The 22,609-nt window shown below is 56.2% G+C and carries 21 protein-coding genes and 1 riboswitch; of the genes, 14 read left to right on the top strand and 7 right to left on the bottom strand.

All coding sequences use genetic code 11. From position 1 onward, the window contains the following. Positions 1-75 precede the first annotated feature (75 nt). Complete coding sequence (mqo, locus tag RAC90_RS16235) at positions 76-1,689, bottom strand: malate dehydrogenase (quinone) (protein ID WP_375124550.1); 1,614 nt, start codon at positions 1,687-1,689, stop codon at positions 76-78. Positions 1,690-2,306: 617 nt separating this feature from the next. Next, complete coding sequence (locus RAC90_RS16230) at positions 2,307-2,549, bottom strand: DUF1158 domain-containing protein (RefSeq protein WP_033738354.1); 243 nt, start codon at positions 2,547-2,549, stop codon at positions 2,307-2,309. Positions 2,550-2,853: 304 nt separating this feature from the next. Between RAC90_RS16230 and mntP the strand changes: the two genes are divergently transcribed. From mntP to RAC90_RS16205, 5 genes are all read left to right on the top strand, one after another. Next, complete coding sequence (gene mntP / locus RAC90_RS16225; RefSeq protein ID WP_033738352.1) at positions 2,854-3,426, top strand: manganese efflux pump MntP; 573 nt, start codon at positions 2,854-2,856, stop codon at positions 3,424-3,426. A 109-nt stretch (positions 3,427-3,535) separates the two neighbouring features. After that, the gene (gene azuC, locus RAC90_RS16220) at positions 3,536-3,613 is read left to right on the top strand and encodes a stress response protein AzuC (RefSeq protein ID WP_112900613.1); all 78 of its coding nucleotides are present in this window, start codon (positions 3,536-3,538) and stop codon (positions 3,611-3,613) included. Positions 3,614-3,866: 253 nt separating this feature from the next. Continuing rightward, the gene (locus tag RAC90_RS16215) at positions 3,867-4,703 is read left to right on the top strand and encodes a fumarylacetoacetate hydrolase family protein (protein WP_006121146.1); all 837 of its coding nucleotides are present in this window, start codon (positions 3,867-3,869) and stop codon (positions 4,701-4,703) included. A 71-nt stretch (positions 4,704-4,774) separates the two neighbouring features. After that, the gene (locus RAC90_RS16210) at positions 4,775-5,695 is read left to right on the top strand and encodes an alpha/beta fold hydrolase (protein ID WP_193751024.1); all 921 of its coding nucleotides are present in this window, start codon (positions 4,775-4,777) and stop codon (positions 5,693-5,695) included. Further along, positions 5,688-7,073, top strand: a complete 1,386-nt coding sequence (locus RAC90_RS16205; protein WP_006121145.1) for a hypothetical protein — start codon at positions 5,688-5,690, stop codon at positions 7,071-7,073. Before RAC90_RS16210 ends, RAC90_RS16205 begins: the two co-directional genes overlap by 8 nt. Position 7,074: 1 nt before the next feature. On the opposite strand, the gene RAC90_RS16200 is transcribed toward RAC90_RS16205, so the two are convergent. Further along, positions 7,075-8,427, bottom strand: a complete 1,353-nt coding sequence (locus RAC90_RS16200) for an MFS transporter (protein WP_375124549.1) — start codon at positions 8,425-8,427, stop codon at positions 7,075-7,077. Between the two features lie 180 nt (positions 8,428-8,607). Then, entirely contained in the window at positions 8,608-9,510 is a 903-nt protein-coding gene (locus RAC90_RS16195; protein WP_054632905.1) for a GntR family transcriptional regulator, read from the bottom strand. Positions 9,511-9,649: 139 nt separating this feature from the next. Here RAC90_RS16195 and RAC90_RS16190 point away from each other — a divergent pair, with 139 nt between their 5' ends. After that, positions 9,650-10,678 carry a zinc-binding alcohol dehydrogenase family protein gene (locus RAC90_RS16190; protein WP_039342818.1) on the top strand — a complete coding sequence of 343 codons (1,029 nt, stop codon included), beginning with the start codon at positions 9,650-9,652 and terminating at the stop codon, positions 10,676-10,678. Between the two features lie 36 nt (positions 10,679-10,714). Here RAC90_RS16190 and RAC90_RS16185 read toward each other — a convergent pair whose 3' ends face one another. Beyond that, positions 10,715-11,638 (bottom strand): nucleoside hydrolase, encoded by a 924-nt coding sequence (locus RAC90_RS16185; protein WP_039342816.1) that lies wholly within the window; start codon positions 11,636-11,638, stop codon positions 10,715-10,717. Positions 11,639-11,871: 233 nt separating this feature from the next. Continuing rightward, positions 11,872-11,948, top strand: a riboswitch (Fluoride riboswitch). Between the two features lie 93 nt (positions 11,949-12,041). Here RAC90_RS16185 and crcB point away from each other — a divergent pair. After that, entirely contained in the window at positions 12,042-12,419 is a 378-nt protein-coding gene (gene crcB / locus RAC90_RS16180) for a fluoride efflux transporter CrcB (protein WP_006121140.1), read from the top strand. 23 nt (positions 12,420-12,442) lie between these two features. On the opposite strand, the gene RAC90_RS16175 is transcribed toward crcB, so the two are convergent. Next, positions 12,443-13,048 carry an alpha/beta hydrolase gene (locus tag RAC90_RS16175; protein ID WP_110268697.1) on the bottom strand — a complete coding sequence of 202 codons (606 nt, stop codon included), beginning with the start codon at positions 13,046-13,048 and terminating at the stop codon, positions 12,443-12,445. Between the two features lie 192 nt (positions 13,049-13,240). On the opposite strand from RAC90_RS16175, the gene RAC90_RS16170 reads away from it, so the two are divergent. After that, positions 13,241-14,365, top strand: a complete 1,125-nt coding sequence (locus tag RAC90_RS16170; RefSeq protein ID WP_006121139.1) for a GNAT family N-acetyltransferase — start codon at positions 13,241-13,243, stop codon at positions 14,363-14,365. Here RAC90_RS16170 and RAC90_RS16165 read toward each other — a convergent pair. Beyond that, positions 14,362-16,194 carry an ABC transporter ATP-binding protein gene (locus tag RAC90_RS16165; protein ID WP_039342812.1) on the bottom strand — a complete coding sequence of 611 codons (1,833 nt, stop codon included), beginning with the start codon at positions 16,192-16,194 and terminating at the stop codon, positions 14,362-14,364. The two genes, RAC90_RS16170 and RAC90_RS16165, sit on opposite strands and share 4 nt — an antisense overlap. A 74-nt stretch (positions 16,195-16,268) precedes the next feature. On the opposite strand from RAC90_RS16165, the gene RAC90_RS16160 reads away from it, so the two are divergent. The 6 genes from RAC90_RS16160 (at position 16,269) to kdpC (ending at position 22,606) form a co-directional block, all read left to right on the top strand. After that, positions 16,269-16,769, top strand: a complete 501-nt coding sequence (locus RAC90_RS16160) for a GNAT family N-acetyltransferase (RefSeq protein ID WP_006121137.1) — start codon at positions 16,269-16,271, stop codon at positions 16,767-16,769. A 159-nt stretch (positions 16,770-16,928) separates the two neighbouring features. Further along, positions 16,929-18,095, top strand: a complete 1,167-nt coding sequence (locus RAC90_RS16155) for an HD-GYP domain-containing protein (protein ID WP_039342807.1) — start codon at positions 16,929-16,931, stop codon at positions 18,093-18,095. 111 nt (positions 18,096-18,206) lie between these two features. Beyond that, a complete protein-coding gene (gene kdpF / locus RAC90_RS16150) occupies positions 18,207-18,296 on the top strand; it encodes a K(+)-transporting ATPase subunit F (protein ID WP_033738296.1) in 90 nt (29 codons plus the stop codon). Beyond that, positions 18,296-19,978, top strand: a complete 1,683-nt coding sequence (gene kdpA, locus RAC90_RS16145; protein WP_110268700.1) for a potassium-transporting ATPase subunit KdpA — start codon at positions 18,296-18,298, stop codon at positions 19,976-19,978. Before kdpF ends, kdpA begins: the two co-directional genes overlap by 1 nt. Positions 19,979-19,980: 2 nt before the next feature. Then, positions 19,981-22,026, top strand: a complete 2,046-nt coding sequence (gene kdpB, locus RAC90_RS16140) for a potassium-transporting ATPase subunit KdpB (RefSeq protein WP_033738291.1) — start codon at positions 19,981-19,983, stop codon at positions 22,024-22,026. A 10-nt stretch (positions 22,027-22,036) separates the two neighbouring features. Further along, positions 22,037-22,606 carry a potassium-transporting ATPase subunit KdpC gene (gene kdpC / locus RAC90_RS16135; protein WP_006121133.1) on the top strand — a complete coding sequence of 190 codons (570 nt, stop codon included), beginning with the start codon at positions 22,037-22,039 and terminating at the stop codon, positions 22,604-22,606. The last annotated feature ends 3 nt before the right edge of the window (positions 22,607-22,609 follow it).

Here is a 22,609-nt window from a genome sequence, read left to right as displayed (position 1 = left end):
AGAATGGGGGAGTCAACCAGGCAAGCGGCAAACAAAAAGGCCTCGCAAGCGAGGCCTCAGACAGGTAGAAGACGGTTATTTACCGACGACGTAGGCAGTTTCACGGCCTTCGTCATTCGCGGCCACCGGCGTTACAGGCGTATACGGCAGTTGCAGGACGCGGCTGGTTTCAGCCAGCACTTTTTCAGTCAGGGCGACGTCACCGTTAAGTTTGCGGCCCCAAGACGGCACAACGGCACGAATTTTATTTTGCCATTCCGGTGACGCCATCTGCTCTGGACAGACCTTGTGCAGCAGTTCCAGCATGATCGGTGCCGCTGTTGAGGCGCCCGGCGAAGCACCCAGCAGTGCCGAAATCGAGCCATCTTCCGACGACACCACTTCTGTGCCCAGACGCAATACTGCGCCTTCTTTTTCATCTTTCTTGATGATTTGCACGCGCTGACCTGCGGTCACCAGACGCCAGTCTTCCTGCTTCGCCTGCGGAACATAGGCGCGCAGCGCGTCCATCCGGTCACGGTCGCTTTGCAGAACCTGATCCATCAGGTACTTCACCAGATCAAAGCTTTTCAGTCCGACTTTGATCATCGGCATAAGGTTAGTACTGTTCAGCGAGGCAAACATGTCCAGCAGCGAACCCTGCTTCAGGAACTTGGTCGAGAAGGTCGCGAACGGCCCAAACAGCAGAACCTGTTTGCCGTTCAGAACGCGCGTGTCCACATGCGGCACGGACATTGGCGGCGCACCGACGCTCGCTTTACCATAGACCTTCGCCATATGCTGTTTCACAACATCGGGATTTTCGGTCACCAGGAAAGAGCCGCCGACCGGGAAGCCCGCATAGCCATTGGCTTCGGGAACGCCAGCCTTCTGCAGCAACGGCAACGCCGCACCGCCTGCGCCAATGAAAATCTTACCGGCGGTTAACGTACGACGTGAACCGTCTGTCAGGCTGACAAGGGTAACCTGCCAGCGACCATCGTTCAGGCGTGTAATGTCGCGAACTTCCAGGCTCATGCGCAAACGGAAACTGGCTTTTTTCTCCAGTGAGGCAATCAACTGACGCGTCACTTCACCGAAATCGACGTCGGTGCCCATATCGGTCCAGGTCGCGGCCACTTTTTGACTGGCGGGACGGCCTTTCATCACCAACGGAATCCACTTCGCAATTTGCTGTGGATCTTCAGAGTAAGCCATGCCACGGAACAAAGTGCTTTTCTGTAATGCGTTAAAGCGTTTGCGCAGGAAGTTAACGTTGTCATCGCCCCAGACAAAGCTCATATGCGGTGTGCTGTGGATAAAGCTTTTTGGCGTATGCAGATTGCCTTTCTGGACATGATAGGCCCAGAACTGGCGAGAAATCTGGAAGGCTTCGTTAATCGCAATGGCTTTCGCTATATCTATACTGCCGTCAGCTCTCTGCGGCGTATAGTTCAGCTCGGCCAGCGCGGCATGGCCTGTACCGGCATTATTCCAGCCATTAGAGGACTCTTCCGCCACATGCGGCAGCCGTTCCACCATTTCAATGGACCAGTCTGGCTCAAGATCCTGCAGCCAGGTGCCTAAGGTGGCGCTCATGACGCCAGCGCCAATGAGTAGCACATCGACGTCTTTACGCTCCTGCGCCCCGGTGGTGTCCTTTCCGCTAACACTCATTGTGAGCGCAAGATTTACAGCTGATTTGCACATGAGGCGACATCTCCTCTTCTGTTGACCTGAAGCTCAACAGTGTTGCAGGCGAAATAGTCACGCTTCTGTCGAGCGCGTTGCGCTATTTCCGGGTTAAGACTCAGGTATAGGTTAAAGCGACGATAACGAGTTAACTGAACGTTATGCTTTGTTGCCCAAATATAACATTCTCGCGTTCGAATTAAACATTTGTTTATTTTTTAAATGCAGAAATGATTCAGCATAAGAAAGAATCATAATAACAGGCGCGCCATAAGCCTTTTTTTCAGCTAACTCAATGGGTTAAGTAAAAGAGGATGTTGCGGGATTGCCCCATAATGGTGCGGTATGAAAATGTCACTTAGCGAAAGGAATAATCTAACATAATGAAAAAAAGGGATTATTGAAATTTATTCTTTGCGTTGAATTTTTAATCGATAAGGCGGCGAAGGCTATCTTGTAAAAAAAATGTTACATTTTTGTGACCTCAGAGCCAGCCAGGTGACTGACCGACGGCAAGGAAGCGCGCCGCATCGCTGACGCTTTGCATGATCAAAGGTTCACCACCGCCAGCCTCTCAGTAATTCAGTCTTTTAAAAAAAGAGGGGCAGCAGGCAGATGTCGCCCTGACGGCGTGATTACGCCCGAAACCAGCGGCGCCAGATAAAGCGAATAACAAAAAACTCCAGCGCGCCCAGAAGTAAAAACCACAGGCAAAAGACCACGGTATAAAGCTGATTAAGGTCCTGCAGATGGAACATCTGTTGCAGGTGCTGCGCGACGGCCAGGCTAAACGCGGGAGCGGGAAGCAGAAGGGCAGAGAGAAAGCCCAACAGTAAAATGCCGCCGGGAATGATCAGGGATTCGAAGGGGTTAGTCATGGACAAAAATTCCGTATTTACCAGCCCGCCATTTTCCGGCATTCCGCGAGAAGGTTCAATGACGGACTGTTCAGGGCAGGAAGTCACGCTGTGCATTGCAAAGAAAAGGCTTAAATGACATTAACTTAGAGACATTCATAGCGATTGTTATGAGTTATAGCCTTTGCTATACTTAAATCCCTGATTTTATTGTCTTTTTATAACGATTATTGCGTGATAGACTGCGCGCACTTTTTAATAACCGAGCCATATGTGTGATGAATTCAGCACGAAATGCTGGCTTTTCATCCCAAGTGAACAAATCATGACCTTTATCGCCACCCTGATTCTTGCTTTTGGAATGTCGATGGACGCATTTGCTGCTGCGCTGGGCAAGGGTGCGACCTTGCATCGCCCGGGCCTGAAAGAAGCCGTGCGCACCGGTCTGATTTTCGGTTGTATCGAAGCCCTGACGCCGCTGATTGGCTGGGCATTGGGTCTTGCTGCCAGCCAGTATGTTGCCGCGTGGGATCACTGGATAGCCTTTTTCCTGCTGGCTTTCCTGGGTGCCCGAATGATGATGGAAGGCTTCCGTAAAACGGCGTCTGAACCGTGCGAAGCGCCGCAAAGCCATGGTTTTATGGTCCTGGCGGCGACCGCCGTTGCCACCAGCCTGGATGCGCTGGCGGTTGGCGTGGGGCTGGCCTTCCTTCAGGTTAATATCGTCACCACGGCTCTGACAATCGGTGCCGCCACTACCGTTATGGCTACCACTGGCGTGCTGGTCGGCCGCTTCATTGGGCCTGTTTTAGGTAAATGGGCCGAAGTGCTGGGCGGACTGGTCCTCATCGCCATCGGCTCCACCATCCTCACCGAGCATCTCGGGCTGTTTCAGTAACGCCCGCAAAATCGTATTTTGTGATCTGGTTCAAAATTTATTGCTGATTAAAACAGCAGGAGCTATACTTTTCCTGTAGTTATTCAACAAATTTTTAACTGGATGCTGTATGAAACGTTTTTTTAAGTACGTGTTTCACGCGTATGTGGAAACCTTTAAACACGTACCACCCGGTGCGCTGAACTAAGCGCCACGTTTTACCCTCGATAGTCGCGGTCAGGGAATGACCGGTGATTATCACCTCATTTTGCCGTTCTTCTCGCCTGTCTCCGCCTCTCTGTTCAGCCCGCACTGGCCTTGCATTCCGCCTGACATACTGTGATACAACTGGACATCCACTGTGCCAATCGCAGTACGATTTCCGTCATGTTTTTTGCTACTCTGCGCGCCGATTTATTCTCAACACGGGTGGATCGCCCGACATAATAAAAGAGGCAGCAATGCAGTTATGCAGTTTTTATCTTCCCGCTCAGGGGAAAAAAAGCGTGGGTATCGTACGGGAACAGGGCGTGATCGATGTCGGGATGCGCCTGGGCAAAGCCTGCCCGGATTTAAAAACCTTTTTGACACGTTCTTCTCTGGCCGATCTTGCCGCCTTTCAGAACATGCCCGTCGATCACGCGTTTTCCGCCGTGCAGTTTCTTCCCGTTATTGAGCAGCCTGGAAAAATTTTCTGCGTAGGAATGAACTACGCAGATAAACGCCAGGAGTTTGCCGCAACGCTGGACGCGCCAACCTTATTTATCCGTTTTGCTGATTCACTGACCGGCCATGAGCAACCGCTGCAAAAACCGCTGACTACCCAGGAATTCGATTACGAGGGTGAGCTGGCGGTGATTATTGGTAAACCGGCGCATCGGGTTAAGGCCGCCGACGCGCTGGACGTCATTGCGGGTTACAGCTGCTTTATGGATGCCACCGTGCGCGACATGCAGTTTACCTGGTTTACCGCCGGGAAAAACTGGCCGCAGACCGGAGGATTTGGCCCCTGGATGACGACTGCGGACGAGATTCCTGATCCCCAACAGTTATCGATTAAAACCCGACTGAACGGTCGTGAAGTGCAAAACGATACCACCGCCAGCATGGTGCATCCGGTCGCCAGCATTATCGAATATATCTCTGCCTTCAGTCCGCTATCACCCGGCGATGTCATTATCACCGGCTCCCCCGGCGGCGTAGGGAAAAAACGGACGCCGCCCCTGTTCATGTTCCGTGGCGACGTGGTGGAAGTCGAGATAGAAAAAATCGGTTGCCTGCGTAACCCTGTCGCCTGACGCAGCGTATTCACTGCCTCTCTGCCGATCCCGTCCTACACTCAATAAGTACCCAGGAACAGGAGCAGCTGATGAGGCGTACCATCCGGTGTAAAAGGCGACAGGGCATAGCCGTGGCCGCAGGGGTTGGTTTAGGTATAGGCGCAGTGCTGTGGGGCGCGAAGCGCTGGCAGCAAATGAAACAAACGCCGCCTGTTTCACCGCGTAGTCACCATGCGGGACTGGCGGGTTACTATCAACAGATCGGTGACTGGCGCATGTTCACCCGCGTGACGCCCGACGCACCTCATGGTTTACCTGTCGTCCTGCTTCACGGTCTGGCGATGTCAGGCCGTTCGATGGAGGCGCTGGCCCTCGCGCTGGGTCGGGACTATCACGTGCTGGTCCCCGACCTGCCAGGCTTTGGCGGTAGCGCGTTGCCCGCATCGGCACCGGTGCTTTCCGTCAGTGAACTGGCCGATATCCTGTGGCAGTGGCTCCAGCATAATGGTTTCCGGCGGGCAATCTGGGTCGGCAGCGCCTTTGGCTGTCAGGTGCTGGCGGCGCTGGCGGATAAACACCCGGACGCCGTGGCCGGACTGGTGCTACAGGGCCCCACAGCCGATCGCCATGCGCGAAGCCTGTTGCGCCAGCTCTGGCGCGGCTGGCGCAACAGCCGACTGGAAGCCCACCGTTCACCTGACTCGCTGGCCCGTATCGACTGGGCGAAAGCCGGTCTCCCCCGTGTATTTGGCACGCTGCGCGCCATGCTTAACGATCCGATTGAATATCATCTGACGTATCTGACGGCCCCCACATTGTTGCTCCGGGGTTCGCGGGACCCGGTTTGTCCGGCGCGCTGGCTGGATGAGCTGGCGGGGCTGTTACCTCAGTGTGAAAAAATCACCCTGCGCGGCGGTACCCACCGGCTGCACTATGTCTATCCATGGAGCTTCTGCCATGCGATCCGACCCTTTTTGGCCCGTATTCAGCAGGAGAACGCCGATGAGTAAACCGCCGAAGGGCATCGCCCGCTTTGATTCCGCAGCAACCATGCTGTTGGCTCTGGCAAGTGCACTACGCGATGAGCCCCTTACCCGTTCGTCATCGATGCTGGACCGGTTACTGCCTTCACTGGATCGACTACCGAGCCGGTTACGTGAATGGGGCCATGCGATAAGTGGCCAGGCGGACGGAATCAGCCCGAAACAGGCGGGTGAGCTGGATGTGGAAGGCATCGCCGAATGGATGGTGAGTGCCTACCCGCAGCGCGAGTATCCGGCGGCATTTATCGGCGCATCGAACGGTGCGCTGGTCCATCTGGCGGCGGCGATGGGAACGCCCTGGCTACCGCAAACGTTTCTGTGCCCGGTGCGCGTGGAACCCAGCGATCCGGACGATGCCCAGGCCGGCTTTGAGCAAGGCAAAGCGGTGGCCGCGGCGCTGCTGGCCACCTGGCCAAGGCTGGCGGTCCATCACAGGCAGGATCCGAGTCAGGACCGGCTGCTGCTCGAAAATATGCAGGCTTTCCGGCTTAAATTACGCGATATGCCACTCGCCTTTAATGAATTTCTGCTGGGAGGATTGCCCGCAGGCGCGACCCTGTTTATCAATCACTGCACGCGCCAGTGGCCGGTCACCCGCACCAGCGACCGTTCGTTTTTCCAGTTTGGCGCACCCGGTGGGGCAACGGAAAGCGAGTATTTGCAGGGCGGCCCCCGCGTTGCGGAATATCTGGCGCGGGCAGGGGTTGATCGGGCGCGCTGGACGCCGCCTGCCATCACCGATCATGTCCCTGAAGCCGAATGGGGGCTGGATGGTTACCTGATCTCTCCTCTGAAAAAACTGGCAGAAGCTCAACGCTGGACGCTGATGGAAATTCGTTATGAGCAACCGGAGGCGCTGAGTTTTGTGGTGGCGGAAATCTACCGTGACTGGTATCTGGCGGCAGGCGTGCTGCCCACCCGGCTTACGGTAGACAGCTTTATATTGCTGGATCCCTGGTGCAGTATGCAGCAACAGGCGATTCCCTTCTGGCTGATGTTCCCCTCTGCCGCCTCGGCAGATGCGCTGCAGCGTTTTCTGGAAAAACAGCCGCCGTTCCGCTACATCGATATGCTGTTGTACTCACAAGGGGCCGACAGCATCGGGCTGGCCGACATCGCCCGCTGGCAGCAGTTGCTTACCTTCGCCAAAGACGAAGGCGCGCTGGTCGGTGTGGATGAAACGCGTTTTCCTCATGATGTCACCAGTGTTTCGCAGTTTGACGCGGCGCTCCGTGAGCGGGCACCGCTGCTGCCTGCGCCGCCGCCGCTCACTGTCGGGACAGCGATCGCTGGTATTCAGCGTTACGGCGCCCGTCATGGCGTGAGCATCAGGGCGCTGACCTGAGTCAGGCTCCGTCGGTGATGGGCTTGCGAACCAGCACCAGATAGGCCAGTGCGCCCATCAGGGTTACGCAGGCACAAATCATCAGCGCCAGGCTGAAGGACTTCGTGGTGTCCAGTATCCAGCCGGTAATCACCGGAGCAAAGGACGCGAAGATAAAGCTGGCGAAGTTTTGAATGCTGCCTACGGAGGCTGTCATGCGCGCGGTCACGTTAGCGTGGATCAGGCCCCAGCATGAGGTCCCCGCAAAGTGAATACAAAACAGGGCCATGCCAATCAGGGTGACGGCGCTGGTGGTCTCAGTGGCGCGCGTGACGAAGGCGGTAAAACCCGCAGACAGAACCATGCCGCTGACAATGCACACCTTACGGGTTTTAACCGCATCCCAGCCGCGTTTCACTAACGCATCCACCACATAGCCGTTGAGCAACATGCCGGCTGCGCCAAACAGGAAAGGAATCGCCGCCAGTAAGCCTGTGCTCTTAAGATCAAGGTGATAGGTCGACTGCAGATAACCCGGCAGCCAGGCAATATACAGCCAGGCGGTGTAGTTAATGCCGCTAAAGCCAATCATCATGCCCCACATGGTGCGCTGCTTAAACAGGCCGCGCCATTCACGAAAGCTGATCGGCGCTTTACGCGATGCCACGCTGCCCGCCTGCAGATAATGGATCTCTTCCGCACTTAAGGTGTTGTTATCACGGTCGCGATAAGTCATGTACCAGCCGATCGCGAGGAAAACCCCTAAAATACCGATAGTCACAAACATGCCGCGCCAGCCCAGCAGCAGCATCATGGCCGCCAGGATCGGCGGCGCCACCGATAATCCGATCATCGAGGCGGCGTTAAACATCCCCATCGGCATCCCGCGATCTTTAATATTGAACCAGTCATTGATGACCTTTACGCCGCATGGATTCATGGGCGCTTCACCCATCCCGAGGCCAATGCGCACCAACACGAACTGCGTAAAGTTATGCACCAGTCCGGACGCGGCCTGGAAAAGTGACCATATGAACATGCCCACGCCCAGCATAATACGTGGGCCTTTGCGGTCCAGCAGGGCGCCAGCGGGCAGTTGTGCCAGCCCGTAAGCCAGCGAAAATGCCGAGAGCAGCACGCCAATTTCCGTCGCGCTCAGCCCCATCTCCTCACGAATCGTCATATTGGCCACCGACAGCGAGCTGCGATCAAGGTAGTTAATGATGGCGGCAAGCAGCAGCAACAGCATGGCGGTAATCTGGACTTTACGGATGCGCGGCGAGCGCACGATATCACTGCGCAACGGCACAAACGCCTCATCAGGTGCAGCGGCGGCGGGCGAGGTTGAACGATCAATAACCGATCTGTTTTCCATGGCAATCTCCCTGAGCAGGCGATTTATCATTATTGTGAGCATTAAGGATGCCCGACGGCATAGGGCCGCCGGCGCGTTGCGATGAAGAGTAAGGGCGATAAAGCAAAGATGTTGTAAAGTTGTTTCAAAATCGTGCGAGAGCTAATGCTTTGCGGTTTTTAATCGGTTTTTAATCGGTTTTTAATTGTACTGATTAATGCTGCGGATCATGGATCGCTTGGCTGTGGCCAGATGACTGTGCAGGGCGCAAAGCGCATCCACATCCCGGCGACCGATTAACGCAGACAAAATCGCCATATGCTCCTCCAGGGCAACGATGTTGCGCTGCTTCAGATCGCTTTCATCCCACTGATAGTGCGAATGGAAAATAACGGAAATAATCTCCAGCGACTGATTAAAGAACGGGTTATTGGCGGCAGACAGAATCAGCGAGTGCAGTTGCTTATCCAGCGCCGCAAAATGGCGATAGTTGCTGGCAATGGTCTCACGCATCGATCGGTGCCGATCCAGTAGATCGCGCGCCTGAATCCAGCGTTCATCGTCCATGGGCAAGTTTAAAAAACGCGTCAGGGCATGGGTTTCCAGCATTTCACGTAGCTCAAACAGCTTTTCCGCATACGTCTGCGAAAACTTTTTCATCTGCCAGTGGCCGCGTTTGACCGGTTCCAGCAGGTTGTAGCGCATAAAATGCAGTAAGAATTCGCGCACGGCCACCGGGCTGACATTGGCCTGCTTTGCCAGTTGCAGCTCGCTGAAGGTATCGCCGGGCTGCAACTGTCGCTGATTGATCAGATCGAAAAAACGCTTTTCAACCAGACTGGCCTGTTGATCAATCGGCGGCATCACCGCGTTCAGGCTGTCCTGCGCCTCCGGCGCGCGCACAATAACCCAGCTGTCTTTGACTTTTTCCAGCACGCCCCGCTCATGCAGATAACTCAGCACATGACGCACGGTCGTGCGGCTGACTGTGAACATTTCGGCCAGGGCGGCCTGCGGTGGCAGCGGCGACTGAACGTGGCCCTGGGCGATGCTTTCCAGCATATGGTTGATGACGTTATGGCGTAAATTTTGGCTGCGGCTCATGCGGGGGCTCCGGTTTTTTATGCATTAAAAACCATTGAAGGCCCAAAAAAGCCGTTCTGGTTCACAAAGTGAGAAGAGGGGAATACGGTGCCGCAGCCAGATTCGCCATAACTGCGCTTTTGATAACCGGAGAGTAGCCATGACCACTATGAAAGCCTTAGTCATCGCAGAACCGCGTTCGCTGGTCTGGGCTACACGCGCTCAACCCCGGCCTGCCGCGACTGAAGCGCTGCTTAAAATCGTCAGCGCAGGCATTTGCGGCACCGACATTCACGCCTGGGCAGGAAACCAACCCTTTTTTAGCTATCCGCGTGTCCTCGGCCATGAACTCTGTGCGGAGGTGGTGGAGACAGGCGCTGCCGTTCACGATTTAGCCGCAGGACAGCGGGTGGCACTGATTCCCTATCTCTCCTGTTTTGAATGCGATGCCTGCCGCAGCGGTAAAACCAACTGCTGCGAAAACATTTCGGTGATGGGTGTCCATCAGGATGGCGGCTTTAGCGACTATCTTTGCGTACCGGCAGCTAACCTGCTGGTGGTGGACGATCTTGCGCCAGAAGCCGCAGCGCTCATTGAGCCTTTTGCCATCAGCGCCCACGCGGTGCGGCGAGCGGCGGTGGCGCAGGGCGAGCAGGTGCTGGTCGTGGGGGCGGGGCCGATCGGCCTGGGGGCTGCCGCCATTGCCGCTGCTAACGGCGCGCAGGTGGTGGTCGCGGATACCAGTGATTACCGCCGTCAGCACGTCAGTCAGCAGTTGGGCCTCTGTGCACTCAATCCGGCTGATGCGGCGTTTATAACCTCACTGCGAAACGAATTTGATGGCAGGCTGCCGTTGAAGGTGCTTGATGCCACAGGCAATCCTGCGGCGATGAACGCGGCCGTAAGCCTGATTCGCCATGGCGGAACAGTCGTGTATGTCGGTCTGCATAAAGGGGATTTGGTGATTCCTGACAGTGAGTTTCACAAGAAGGAGAGCACGATCATGGGTAGCCGTAACGCCACCCGTGAGGATTTTGATCGGGTGCGTGAACTCATGGCGGCCGGGACGTTACGTGCCGATATGATGCTCAACCGGCGTTTCGCGTTTTCGACGCTGGCAGAACACTTTGAGGCGCAGGTCATCAACAATCGAGCGTTAATTAAGGGCGTTATCGATTTTGATCGCTGAAGCCGGAGACAACGGTGTGCGCTGTCTCCGCACGCGCTACGCCGTTCCGGAGAGCGACTGGAAAAAGTGGCGACGCACGGCGTCGGCATCCACGCCCAATGCGATGCGTTGTCGGGGCAAATCGCGAAAAGGGTTGTGACGGGAAGCCAGCGTGCTGATCTGGCGCACCGTCTGACCACAGGCGATGCCTTCGGTAATCACTCGCAGTGGGCTTTCCACCAGCGTAAATGCCTCGGGCAAACACAGCCAGGATATCGTCAGCGTGTCATGCAACGCCATTCCCGCAAATCCTTCCTTCTCAAGACTGTACGCCAGATAAGGGCGGCAGATCGCCCGCAGGATCGGCTGTTGTAGTTGATCCACCTCATCGCTATTGATCAACACTTTATGGGTAACATCCAGCGGGATCAGAATAACCGGCAAGGCCGAGGACAGGACCTGATCCGCAGCATGAGGATCCTTCCAGATATTAAATTCACTGAACGGTGTCACATTCCCGCTGTGGCCATCGGTACCAAAGGCGCCGCCCATGATGACCAGTTCTTTGACCAGCGGGATAATATCCGGTGCCTGGTTGATGGCGCTGGCGATATTGGTAAGGGGGCCGATTGCCACCAGCGTAATGACGCCGGGATTAGCACGAACGCTGTCGATAATAAACTGCACGGCACCGGGCGCGTCGTCGCTAAACGGATTATCAAACGCATCCCCTAAACCGTCTTCACCATGCAGCCTGGCAGGTGCGCTCGGTTCCCGTGCCAGCGGACGGGCGCAGCCGCGGTACACCGGCACGTCAATCGCCATTTTCTGGCAAAAGAGCCGCGCATTTTTCACCGCCTGGCCCACGGCAACGTTGCCGAATACCGTGGTAATGCCCAGCAGATGTTGCGTCCGCGCGGCATAGGCCAGCGCAAAGGCATCATCCACGCCGATATCAGTATCAAAAATGACAGTGCGCACAGGATTCTCCAGAAAGCGTGAGCGCCTCACCCGGGGCGACAATCGTTGTGTGGGCGCGGCAAGCGTAAAAGCCGTCATTTATTTAAGCGGAAAACGGAAAAAGGGGAAACCTGAATTCTCCCCCCTTTTAAGGCTACCCGCGTCGGGTTTTTAACACTGCATGTCAGCCGCACATCACGGGCGCGCGTTCACATGGTCTGAGTTGCCAGTCAGAAAAAGGCATCGTATGATTGCCTGCGCAAGGTGATGGCGTTCCACCTTCCCCAACCGCCAGCAGGTTTCCCCTGCGGCTGATGACGCCTGACACTATCCTTTATCCTTTCGTGGGAGCGGGAGCGTCAGGTGCCGGTATTTGCTGACCCTCCACCGTCTTCTGCACAATGCCTGTTAACGGGAGTATAAGATGTTAAAACCGCTATTCGCTGTGATCGTGGGCGGCAGCGTAGGTTGTGTACTGCGTTGGTGGTTCGGTATGCGTTTCAATGCGTTTTTCCCCAATCTTCCACCGGGTACGTTGCTGGTGAATCTGATTGGCGGCTTTGTGATCGGGGGGGCCATGGCCTGGTTTATTAAAAATCCCCAGCTCGATCCCGCCTGGCGGTTACTGATCATTACAGGCTTATGTGGCGGTCTCACCACGTTTTCCACGTTTACCGCAGAATTAATGACCCTGTTGCAGTCCGGAAAATATCTCTGGGCCATGAGCAGCGCGCTGGTGCATGTCATTGGCTCGTTGCTGATGAGTTTTGCCGGTTTTGCGCTGATTAACCTGTTGGGTTAACGCCGCCGCGAAACCGGATGCCATTAGTCCTGCAGACACTGAGCGATGAAGCTGGCGGCGTGCAGGGCGCCCTCGGCTGAAATCGTGTGGCCAGTCTGTGGCTCAATCAATGCCTCGACCGGAACCGCCGCGGCTTTCAGGCGGGCCGCGGCTGACTCACTTTCGCTGACGGGGATCACCGCATCAGCCCGGCCATGGATCAGCAGGGCTGGCGTATGCGCGAGTGGTGTCAGTGGGCCGTCAAAGGCCAGTCGGCCGGAAAATGCCACCACGCCCGCCAGGGGATAACGGCCAGAGGCCAGTAGATCTAGCGCCATGATCGAGCCCTGAGAAAAGCCCACCAGGATGACCTTCTCCCAGCATTCTGCCATATCATGCTGCGCCATCAGGTCACGCAGAACGCGGTCAAACGCCTCACGAGCTTCGCGAACCCGCCCTGGACGGTTTTCCGACGTAATGCCCGCCAGACTGAACCACTGATAGCCCATGCCCTGTTCAAAAGCATAAGGCGCATCCGGTGAGGCAAAGACCACATCGGGTAACAAGGTTGCCCAATAATCGCCGACAGGTGCCAGATCGTCGCCGTTACTGCCTACGCCGTGCAGAAAAATCACCAGTGCTTTTGCCATGCCGGTTCCTGTAAAAGTTGTGTTGTCTGACAGGTATTTGAACAGTTACACCGGTTAACGTCAAAATCAAACTGACCGCCGGGAAGGCCGCCTGTCGTACGGGGGAGGGCAAACATTACGTGCCGTCTCCCTTTCCCTGTAACGTAAAACCTGCTTGACTGAAACGTCACCGCTTGCCGTCTGGAGTTATGCATGTCGTTGTTTACCCTGAGCACGTTATCCGACATTCCCGCCGCTGAATGGGATGCGCTGCTGCCTGATGATCAGCCTTTTTTACGCCATGCCTTTTTGCTGAGCCTTGAAGACAGCGGCAGCGTCAGGCCGGAAAGGGGCTGGCAGCCAGCCCATCTGGTCTGGCGTGAGCAGGGTGAACTCTGCGCCGCGCTACCCGGCTACCAAAAAAGCCATTCACAGGGTGAATACGTGTTCGATCACGCTTGGGCCGATGCCTGTCAGCGAGCCGGTATCGCTTACTATCCGAAATGGCTCGGTGCCATTCCCTTCAGCCCGGTAACGGGCGCGCGCGTGCTGGGCAAATCCGATGCCGCTATCCGACTGCTGTCGAGGCTGCCAGACTGGCTGGAGCGCCAGGCGTTGAGTGGCGCGCATATCAATTTCACCGACTCTCACGCTAACGCGCTGCTGGCGGAACAACCCGACTGGCTGGCGCGGCTGGGCTGCCAGTATCACTGGCACAATCGCGGCTATCGCGACTTCCAGGACTTTCTGGATACGTTGATGTCACGCAAGCGCAAACAGCTGCGCAAGGAACGGGAGCAGGTCGCCCTGAACGGCTTTGAATTTGACTGGTATCGCGGCGATCAACTGCGTGAAGATCAATGGGATTTTGTGTACACCTGCTATGCCAACACGTACGCGGTGCGTGGTCAGCGTCCTTATCTGACGCGTGCCTTTTTTAGCTTACTGGCCGCGCGTCTGCCGGAAAACATTCGCGTCGTCATTGCCCGTTTGCAGCAGCAGCCCGCAGCGATGGCTTTTTACCTTAAAGACGGGGAAAGCCTGTATGGCCGCTACTGGGGCTGCCTGGCGGAATTTAACCAGCTTCACTTCGAAACCTGTTTTTATCAGGGGATGGATTTCGCCATCGCCGAAGGCCTGCAACGCTTCGATGCGGGCGCGCAGGGCGAACACAAGCTGGTGCGTGGTTTTGAACCGCAGATTACCCACTCCTGGCACTACCTGTGTCATCCCGGCCTGCGCGCCGCCGTTGACGATTTTTTGCAGCAGGAGCGGCAGGGCGTTCACCTGTGGGCCGAAGAAGCCAGGGACGCCTTGCCCTACCGACGCGGCGACTAGTCCGCCCCGACAAACCCGCCGGTCTGGTGTTGCCAGAGCCGGGCATACAGGCCATTTTGTGCCAGCAGTTCCTGGTGGCTACCGATTTCGACAATCTGGCCGTGTTCCAGCACCACCAGCCGGTCCATTTTTGCAATGGTGGACAGACGGTGAGCGATGGCAATCACCGTTTTACCCTGCATCAACGACTCCAGGCTTTCCTGAATCGCCGCTTCCACCTCTGAATCAAGGGCGGAAGTGGCTTCATCCATGATCAGAACCGGCGCGTCTTTCAGCAACACGCGCGCAATGGCTATACGCTGACGCTGCCCGCCAGACAGTTTTACGCCGCGCTCACCGACATGCGCATCCAGCCCTGTCCGGCCCTGGGAATCCGACAGCAGCGGGATAAATTCGTCGGCGCGGGCGCGACGGATAGCCAGTTGCAGTTCTTCCTCGCTGGCATGGGGCCGGCCATAGAGCAGATTTTCGCGGATAGAGCGGTGCAGCAGCGAGGTATCCTGGGTGATCATGCCAATCTGGCTGCGCAGGCTTTCCTGCGTCACGTCGGCAATACACTGACCGTCAATCAGGATGCGCCCGCCGTTCAGGTCGTAAAGACGCAACAGCAGATTGACCAGCGTTGATTTTCCGGCACCGGAAGGTCCAATCAGGCCAATCTTTTCCCCCGGTTTAATGGTCAGGTTCAGGCCATTAATCACCTGCCGCTCGCCACCATAGTTAAAACGGATGTTGTCGAAGCGAATCTCCCCCTGCGTCACTCTGAGCTGTTTCGCCTGGGGCGCATCCTGCACGCTAAGCGGTTGGGAAATGGTGTTCAGTCCGTCCTGCACCATGCCGATATTTTCAAAAATGCCGTTCACCACCCACATCACCCAACCGGACATATTAACCAGACGGATAACCAGGCCGGTCGCCAGGGCAATGGCACCGACGCTAATCAGCGATGCGCTCCACAGCCACAGCGCCAGGCCGGACGTGGCGACAATCAGAACGCCGTTGAGCGTCGACAGCGTCAAATCCATGCTGGTTACCATGCGGTTAGCCTGCTGCGTTTTGTCTGTCTGCTCCTGAATCGCCTCACGTGCGTACTGCCGCTCCAGGTCGCTATGGGCGAACAGCTTGATGGTAGCGATATTGGTGTAACCATCCACAATCGTGCCCATGAGTTTCGAGCGCGCTTCTGAGGACACCACGGAACGGGCCTTTACGCGCGGCACAAAATAGCGCAGCGCCGCGCTGTAAAGCACAATCCAGATAATGAGCGGAATCATCAAACGCCAGTCCGCTTCGGCGAACAGCACCAGCGCCGTCGCGGCGTAGATCAGCACATGCCAGATGGCATCGACCAACTGCACCGCAGAATCGCGGAGCGAGTTGCCGGTTTGCAAAATGCGCTGCGCAATCCGGCCCGCAAAATCGTTCTGGAAAAAATTCATGCTCTGACGCAGAACGTAGTTGTGGTGCTGCCAGCGAATCATGCTGGTCATGCCGGGATTAATGCTCTGGTGAACCAGCATATCGTGCAGCGCAATAAACACCGGCCGCAGTATCAGGGCGACGCAGCCCATCCAGAGTAAGGTTGGCCAGTTATCGTGAAACAGCGTAGCCGGGGTGGAATGGTTAACCAGATCAATGATGCGGCTCAGATAACTGAACAGCGCCACCTCAATGAGCGCGCCCACCAGCCCCACCACCAGCAGTGCGGCGAAGCTTGGCCACACCTGGCGCAGGTAGTAAAAATAAAAAGGCCAGACCCGTGAGGGCGGCATATCGGTGGGGGCATCCTGAAAAATATTGATAAAACGTTCGAAACGACGATACAACATACAGTTACTCTTTCCGTTCGATAAGAATTACAGCTTAGTGCATGTGTACGCCCGATTAAAAAAAAGGATTCTCTATGGATATCACTCTGCGCGGCCGTGAACCACATGATGCAGCGGCTTACCAACGTCTTTACGGCCATCCGGCGGTTTTCCCCTGGACGCTGCAATTGCCGTTTCCCAGCGTCGCCACCTGGGAAAAGAAATTCGCAAAAATGGATGCCGAGGGCTTCATCAATTTTGTTGCCGAAGTAGACGGCGAAATGGTTGGTGAGCTGACCTTGTTTACAAATCATAATCCGCGTACGCGTCACTGCATCAGCTTCGGCATCGGTGTCAATCCGGCGTTCTCAGGGCGCGGCATTGGCGAGCTGTTGATCCGCACGGCAATGGATTATGCACGTAACTGGCTGGGCATCACCCGCATGGAGCTTGAGGTGTTTCATGACAATCATCGGGCGCTGGCGCTGTATGAAAGGCTGGGTTTTGAGCGCGAAGGGGTGCGTCGTCAGGCATCCTTACGTGAAGGTAAACTTCATGATGTGGTGATGATGGCCAAACTGCTCAACGTGGCGTAACGACCGCGCATTGCCCGTTTTTGCGCGCGGCGTTAAGGTCAAAAGTCGCGCAACATGTTTAAACGTTGTTCTGTGCCACAGTTCGCACAAAATGCCCTGCATAAAACCCATCGCCTGCCGATATGACGGTATCACCCACTGATGCTCTGGAGGGCGATTGTGATAAAACTAATAACGATCGACGAACTGAAAACGGGCATGTTCGTCCACAAACTTGAGGTCTGGTGGTTTAAAGACAAACGTATTCGTAATCAGATGCTGATCACCGATCCGCAGCAGGTTGCGATGTTCCGTCGTGAAGGTATTCAGCGGTTATGGATTGATGAAGAGAAATCGATTTCATCACCACCTCCTGAGCCAGTCCATACCGCACCCTGCCAGCAGGCTCCCTTTACGCAGGAACGTGAACAGGCACAGCAGCTGTTTGAACAAGGCAAAATCAAGGTCCTGGCGCTGTTTAACGAAGCGCGAATGGGTTGCGGCCTCGATCTGAGCAGTATGATTGATATTGTGGATAAAATAGCCGGTTCGATTGAGCGCGAGCCCAGCGCACTTCTGCGCGTGGCACAACTGAAAGATCACGATAATTACACCTACCTGCACTCCATGGCGGTCTGTGGCTTGATGATCGCTCTGGGTAAAAAGCTCGGCCTGGATGCGCATCAACTTCAGCGCGTTGGCATGGGAGGGTTGTTACATGACATTGGCAAAGCGGCCGTACCGCTCAGTATCCTGAATAAACCGGATAAGCTGAGCGACGACGAGTTTGCCATCATGTGCGAGCATCCGATAGCGGGTGCACAAATGCTGATGGAAGCGAACGCAGGGGATGACCTGGTCGATATTGCCCTGCATCATCATGAAAAATATGACGGCAGCGGTTATCCCTACCGCCATAAAGGCCATGAGATTAGCGTCTATTCCCGTATGGCCACCATTTGTGATGTGTACGATGCCCTGACCTCAACGCGTCCTTACCGCGAGGGCTGGACACCCGCACAAGCTTTACAGTCGATGCTGGCCTGGCGCGGGCATTTTGACACAACGCTGCTGCATGCGTTCGTTACGACAATCGGTCTGTATCCGGTGGGGTCGCTGGTGCGGCTGGCATCGGGACGTATTGCACTGGTGGTCAAGGCGGGCGAACAATCGCTTCAGAAGCCGCGCGTACATGTTTTCTGGTCGTTGCACGCTAAGCGCCCCGTCAGACCAGAAGTGGTCGATCTGGGGGACAGTTTTTGCACGGACAGCATTGTCTGCTCGGAGAGTCTCGCGGCCTGGCCAACGATCGACCTCAACCGGGTCTGGTTGCTGGACGTTGCCTGAGCCAACGTCGCCATTTTTATACCTTTTTTACAGCGTGCCAGTGCTTTTTAACCCTTTCTTTATGTGACTCAGCGCAAGCTATTCAGCAAATCCAAACCTCTGGAGGTTGCTGTGAGTGCAGGCGTGATAACCGGCATTGTGCTGGTCGTGTTGTTGCTGGGCTATTTAGTGTATGCCCTGTTGAATGCGGAGGCCTTCTGATGGCGGCCAATGCATTTTTACTGATCGCGGTGTATCTGCTGGTGCTGATGGTGTTGGCACAGCCGCTGGGACGTGGCCTGGCAGCGCTGGTGGCGGACAAACCCCTTTTTACCCGTGCCGAAGCGCTGTTTTGGCGCGTCGCCGGGGTACAGCAAGGCGATATGCGCTGGCCGCAATACCTGCTGGCCATTGTGCTGTTCAACCTGTTCGGCCTGATCCTCCTGATGGCTATACTGCTGCTTCAGGACAAGCTCCCGCTCAATCCACAACACTTTCCGGCCTTGAGCTGGGATCTGGCGCTTAACACCGCGATTAGCTTCGTCACTAACACCAACTGGCAAGCTTATTCAGGCGAAAGCACCCTGAGCTATTTCAGCCAGATGGTGGGCCTGACCGTGCAGAACTTTTTCTCTGCCGCGACCGGTATCGCTGTCGCCTTTGCCCTGATTCGGGGCTTTGCGAATCGCTCGATTGCAACCCTGGGTAACGCCTGGCGCGATCTGACGCGCGTGACGCTTTACGTGTTATTGCCCGTCAGTCTGCTGATGGCGCTGTTTTTTGTCAGCCAGGGCAGCATTCAGAACGTCCTGCCTTATCAGACGATTACCGGCCTGGATGGGGCGCAGCAAACGCTGGCAATGGGCCCGGTGGCCTCGCAGGAAGCCATCAAAATGCTGGGCACCAACGGCGGCGGCTTTTTTAACGCGAACTCTGCTCACCCGTTTGAAAACCCCACCGCGCTGACCAACTTCGTGCAGATGCTCAGTATCTTCCTGATACCGGCCGCGCTGTGCTTTGCCTTTGGCGAATGTGTGAAAGACCGTCGTCAGGGCAACATGCTGCTGTGGTCAATGACGCTGATGTTTGTCGTGGCGGCGGCCTTCGTGATGTGGGCGGAAGTGAACGGGAATCCGCACTTCCTGACGCTGGGCGCGGACAGCGCCATCAATATGGAAGGAAAAGAAACGCGCTTTGGCATTCTCAATTCCAGCCTGTTTGCGGTTATCACGACCGCCGCGTCCTGTGGTGCGGTGAATGCGATGCATGACTCGTTCACGGCCCTGGGCGGCATGGTACCTATGTTGCTGATGCAACTGGGCGAAGTGATCTTCGGCGGTGTCGGTGCGGGCTTGTATGGGATGTTGCTGTTCGTGTTGCTGGCGGTGTTTATCGCCGGACTGATGATTGGCCGTACTCCCGAGTTTCTCGGCAAAAAAATCGAAGTCTGGGAAATGAAAATGACCGCACTTGCCATTCTGGTGACGCCCGCGCTGGTGCTGATCGGTACAGCCATCGCCATGATGACCGACGCTGGCCGGGCCGGTATGGCTAACCCAGGCACCCACGGCTTCAGTGAAGTGTTATACGCCGTATCGTCGGCCGCTAACAACAACGGCAGTGCCTTTGCCGGTCTGAGCGCGAACACGCCGTTCTGGAACGTTTTGCTGGCCATCTGCATGTTCCTGGGGCGCTTTGGCATCATCCTGCCGGTAATGGCGATTGCCGGTTCTATGGCCGGTAAAAAAATTCAGCCGGTCGGTAACGGGACGCTGCCAACGCATGGTCCGCTGTTTATCGCGTTGTTGGTGGGCACCGTCCTGCTGGTGGGCGCACTGACCTTTATCCCCGCTCTGGCTCTGGGTCCGGTAGCCGAGCATCTGCAACTTATTCAGGGACATTAATCATGAGTCGTCAACAACAGGTGTTTGACGCAGCGCTCTTGCGCACTTCAGCAATCGATGCCGTGAAAAAACTCGACCCACGCGTTCAGTTTCGTAATCCGGTGATGTTTGTCGTCTACCTGGGCAGTCTCCTGACCACGGTACTGGCGGTGCTGATGTCTACTGGCTATCAGAGCGGCAGCGCCAGTTTTACCGGCGCGGTGTCTGTCTGGCTGTGGTTTACCGTGCTGTTTGCGAACATGGCAGAAGCGCTGGCCGAAGGGCGCAGTAAAGCCCAGGCGAACAGCCTGAAAGGCGTCAAAAAAACCAGCTTTGCGAAAAAACTGTCGGCTGCGCATTACGGAGCAAAATGGCAGCAGATTGCGGCCGATGAGCTGCGCAAAGGGGATGCGGTATTAGTGGAAGCGGGTGACGTTATCCCGTGCGATGGTGAGGTGGTCGAAGGGGGCGCATCGGTTGATGAAAGTGCCATCACCGGGGAATCCGCACCGGTGATTCGTGAATCGGGCGGTGACTTTGCCTCGGTAACCGGCGGGACGCGTATTCTGTCCGACTGGCTGGTCATCACCTGTAGTGCAAACCCCGGCGAAACCTTCCTGGATCGCATGATCGCGATGGTGGAAGGCGCACAGCGCCGTAAAACGCCCAATGAAATCGCCCTGACGATTCTGCTGGTGTCCCTGACAATTGTGTTTCTGTTAGCTACCGTCACGCTGTGGCCGTTCTCCGCCTGGGGCGGTACGCCGGTGACCATCACCGTGCTGGTTGCGTTACTGGTGTGCCTGATCCCTACCACGATTGGTGGTTTACTCTCCGCCATCGGCGTCGCGGGGATGAGCCGAATGCTGGGGGCAAACGTGATTGCCACCAGCGGTCGTGCTGTCGAAGCGGCCGGGGATGTGGACGTGCTGATGCTGGACAAAACCGGCACCATCACACTGGGTAACCGCCAGGCGACCCAGTTTTTACCGGCCCCCGGCGTCACAGAAGAACAGCTTGCCGATGCCGCCCAGTTGGCCTCGCTGGCGGATGAAACGCCGGAAGGTCGCAGTATCGTGGTCCTGGCGAAGCAAAAATTTAATCTGCGTGAGCGGGACCTGAGCAGCATGGGAGCCAGTTTTATTCCCTTCTCAGCCCAGACGCGCATGAGCGGTGTGAACGTGCAGAACCGCCTGATTCGTAAAGGGGCGGTCGATGCGGTGCGCCGTCATATTGAAGCCAGTCACGGTGCGTTCCCGGCAGAAGTAAACGCCCGGGTGGAAGAGGTTGCCCGTGCGGGCGGCACCCCGCTGGTGGTCGCTGAAGGCCCGAAAGTGCTGGGCGTGGTCGCGCTGAAAGATATCGTCAAGGGCGGGATCAAAGAGCGCTTTGCCGAACTGCGCAAAATGGGCATTAAAACCGTGATGATTACCGGTGATAACCCGCTGACCGCCGCCGCGATTGCAGCCGAAGCGGGCGTGGATGACTTTTTGTCGGAAGCGACACCCGAAGCCAAACTGGCGCTGATCCGTCAGTATCAGGCCGAAGGCCGCCTGGTGGCGATGACCGGTGACGGCACCAACGATGCGCCTGCGCTGGCGCAGGCCGATGTAGCGGTCGCGATGAACTCGGGGACGCAGGCCGCAAAAGAGGCAGGCAACATGGTCGATCTGGATTCCAACCCGACCAAGCTGCTGGAAGTGGTCCATATCGGTAAACAGATGTTGATGACGCGCGGATCGTTAACCACGTTCAGTATCGCCAACGACGTAGCCAAATACTTCGCCATTATTCCGGCGGCGTTTGCGGCTACGTATCCTCAGCTCAATATGCTCAACGTGATGGAGCTGCACTCACCGTCCTCCGCGATTCTGTCGGCAGTGATTTTTAATGCCCTGGTAATCGTCTTCCTGATTCCGCTGGCCTTAAAAGGCGTGAGCTACCGGCCATTAAGCGCCGCATCACTGCTGCGCCGTAATTTGCTGATTTATGGATTAGGTGGACTGCTGGTGCCGTTTATCGGTATCAAAGCGATCGATATGTTGCTTGTGCTGTTTGGTATGGCCTGAGGAGAATAAAATGAGTCAGTTACGTCCGGCAATTTTTCTGCTGCTGCTGCTAACGGTTGTATGTGGCGTAGTTTATCCTTTGCTCACGACCGGGTTGGCGCAGTGGCTGTTTCCCTGGCAGGCTAACGGATCGCTGTTAAAGGTAGAAGGTGAAGAACGGGGCTCTGCACTGATTGGGCAGGCTTTTAGCCAGCCTGGCGAGTTTTGGGGCCGTCCTTCTGCCACCGGCGACAAACCGTATAATCCCCTGGCATCCAGTGGCAGTAACCTGGCCGCGAGTAATCCGGCACTCGACAAAGCGGTGGCTGAACGCGTTGCCGCGTTACGTGCAGCCAATCCGCAGGCCAATGGGCCGGTGCCGGTGGATCTGGTGACCAGTTCAGCCAGTGGGCTTGATCCAGAGATTTCGCCACAGGCAGCGCTGTGGCAGGCACCGCGCGTGGCGGCGGCCCGTCAGTTGCCGCTGGCGAAAGTGGATGCGCTGGTGGACAGCCTGACCCAACGTCCGCTGCTCCCATTTATCGGCGAACCCACGGTGAATGTGCTGCAACTCAATCTGGCGCTGAACGATCTTAAATAAGTA

It is taken from the genome of Pantoea sp. CS_6, assembly GCF_041954745.1.
Taxonomy (GTDB): Bacteria; Pseudomonadota; Gammaproteobacteria; order Enterobacterales; family Enterobacteriaceae; genus Pantoea; species Pantoea stewartii.
Note: the sequence above shows the minus strand (reverse complement) of the source record. Positions and strands in the feature narration are given on the sequence as shown.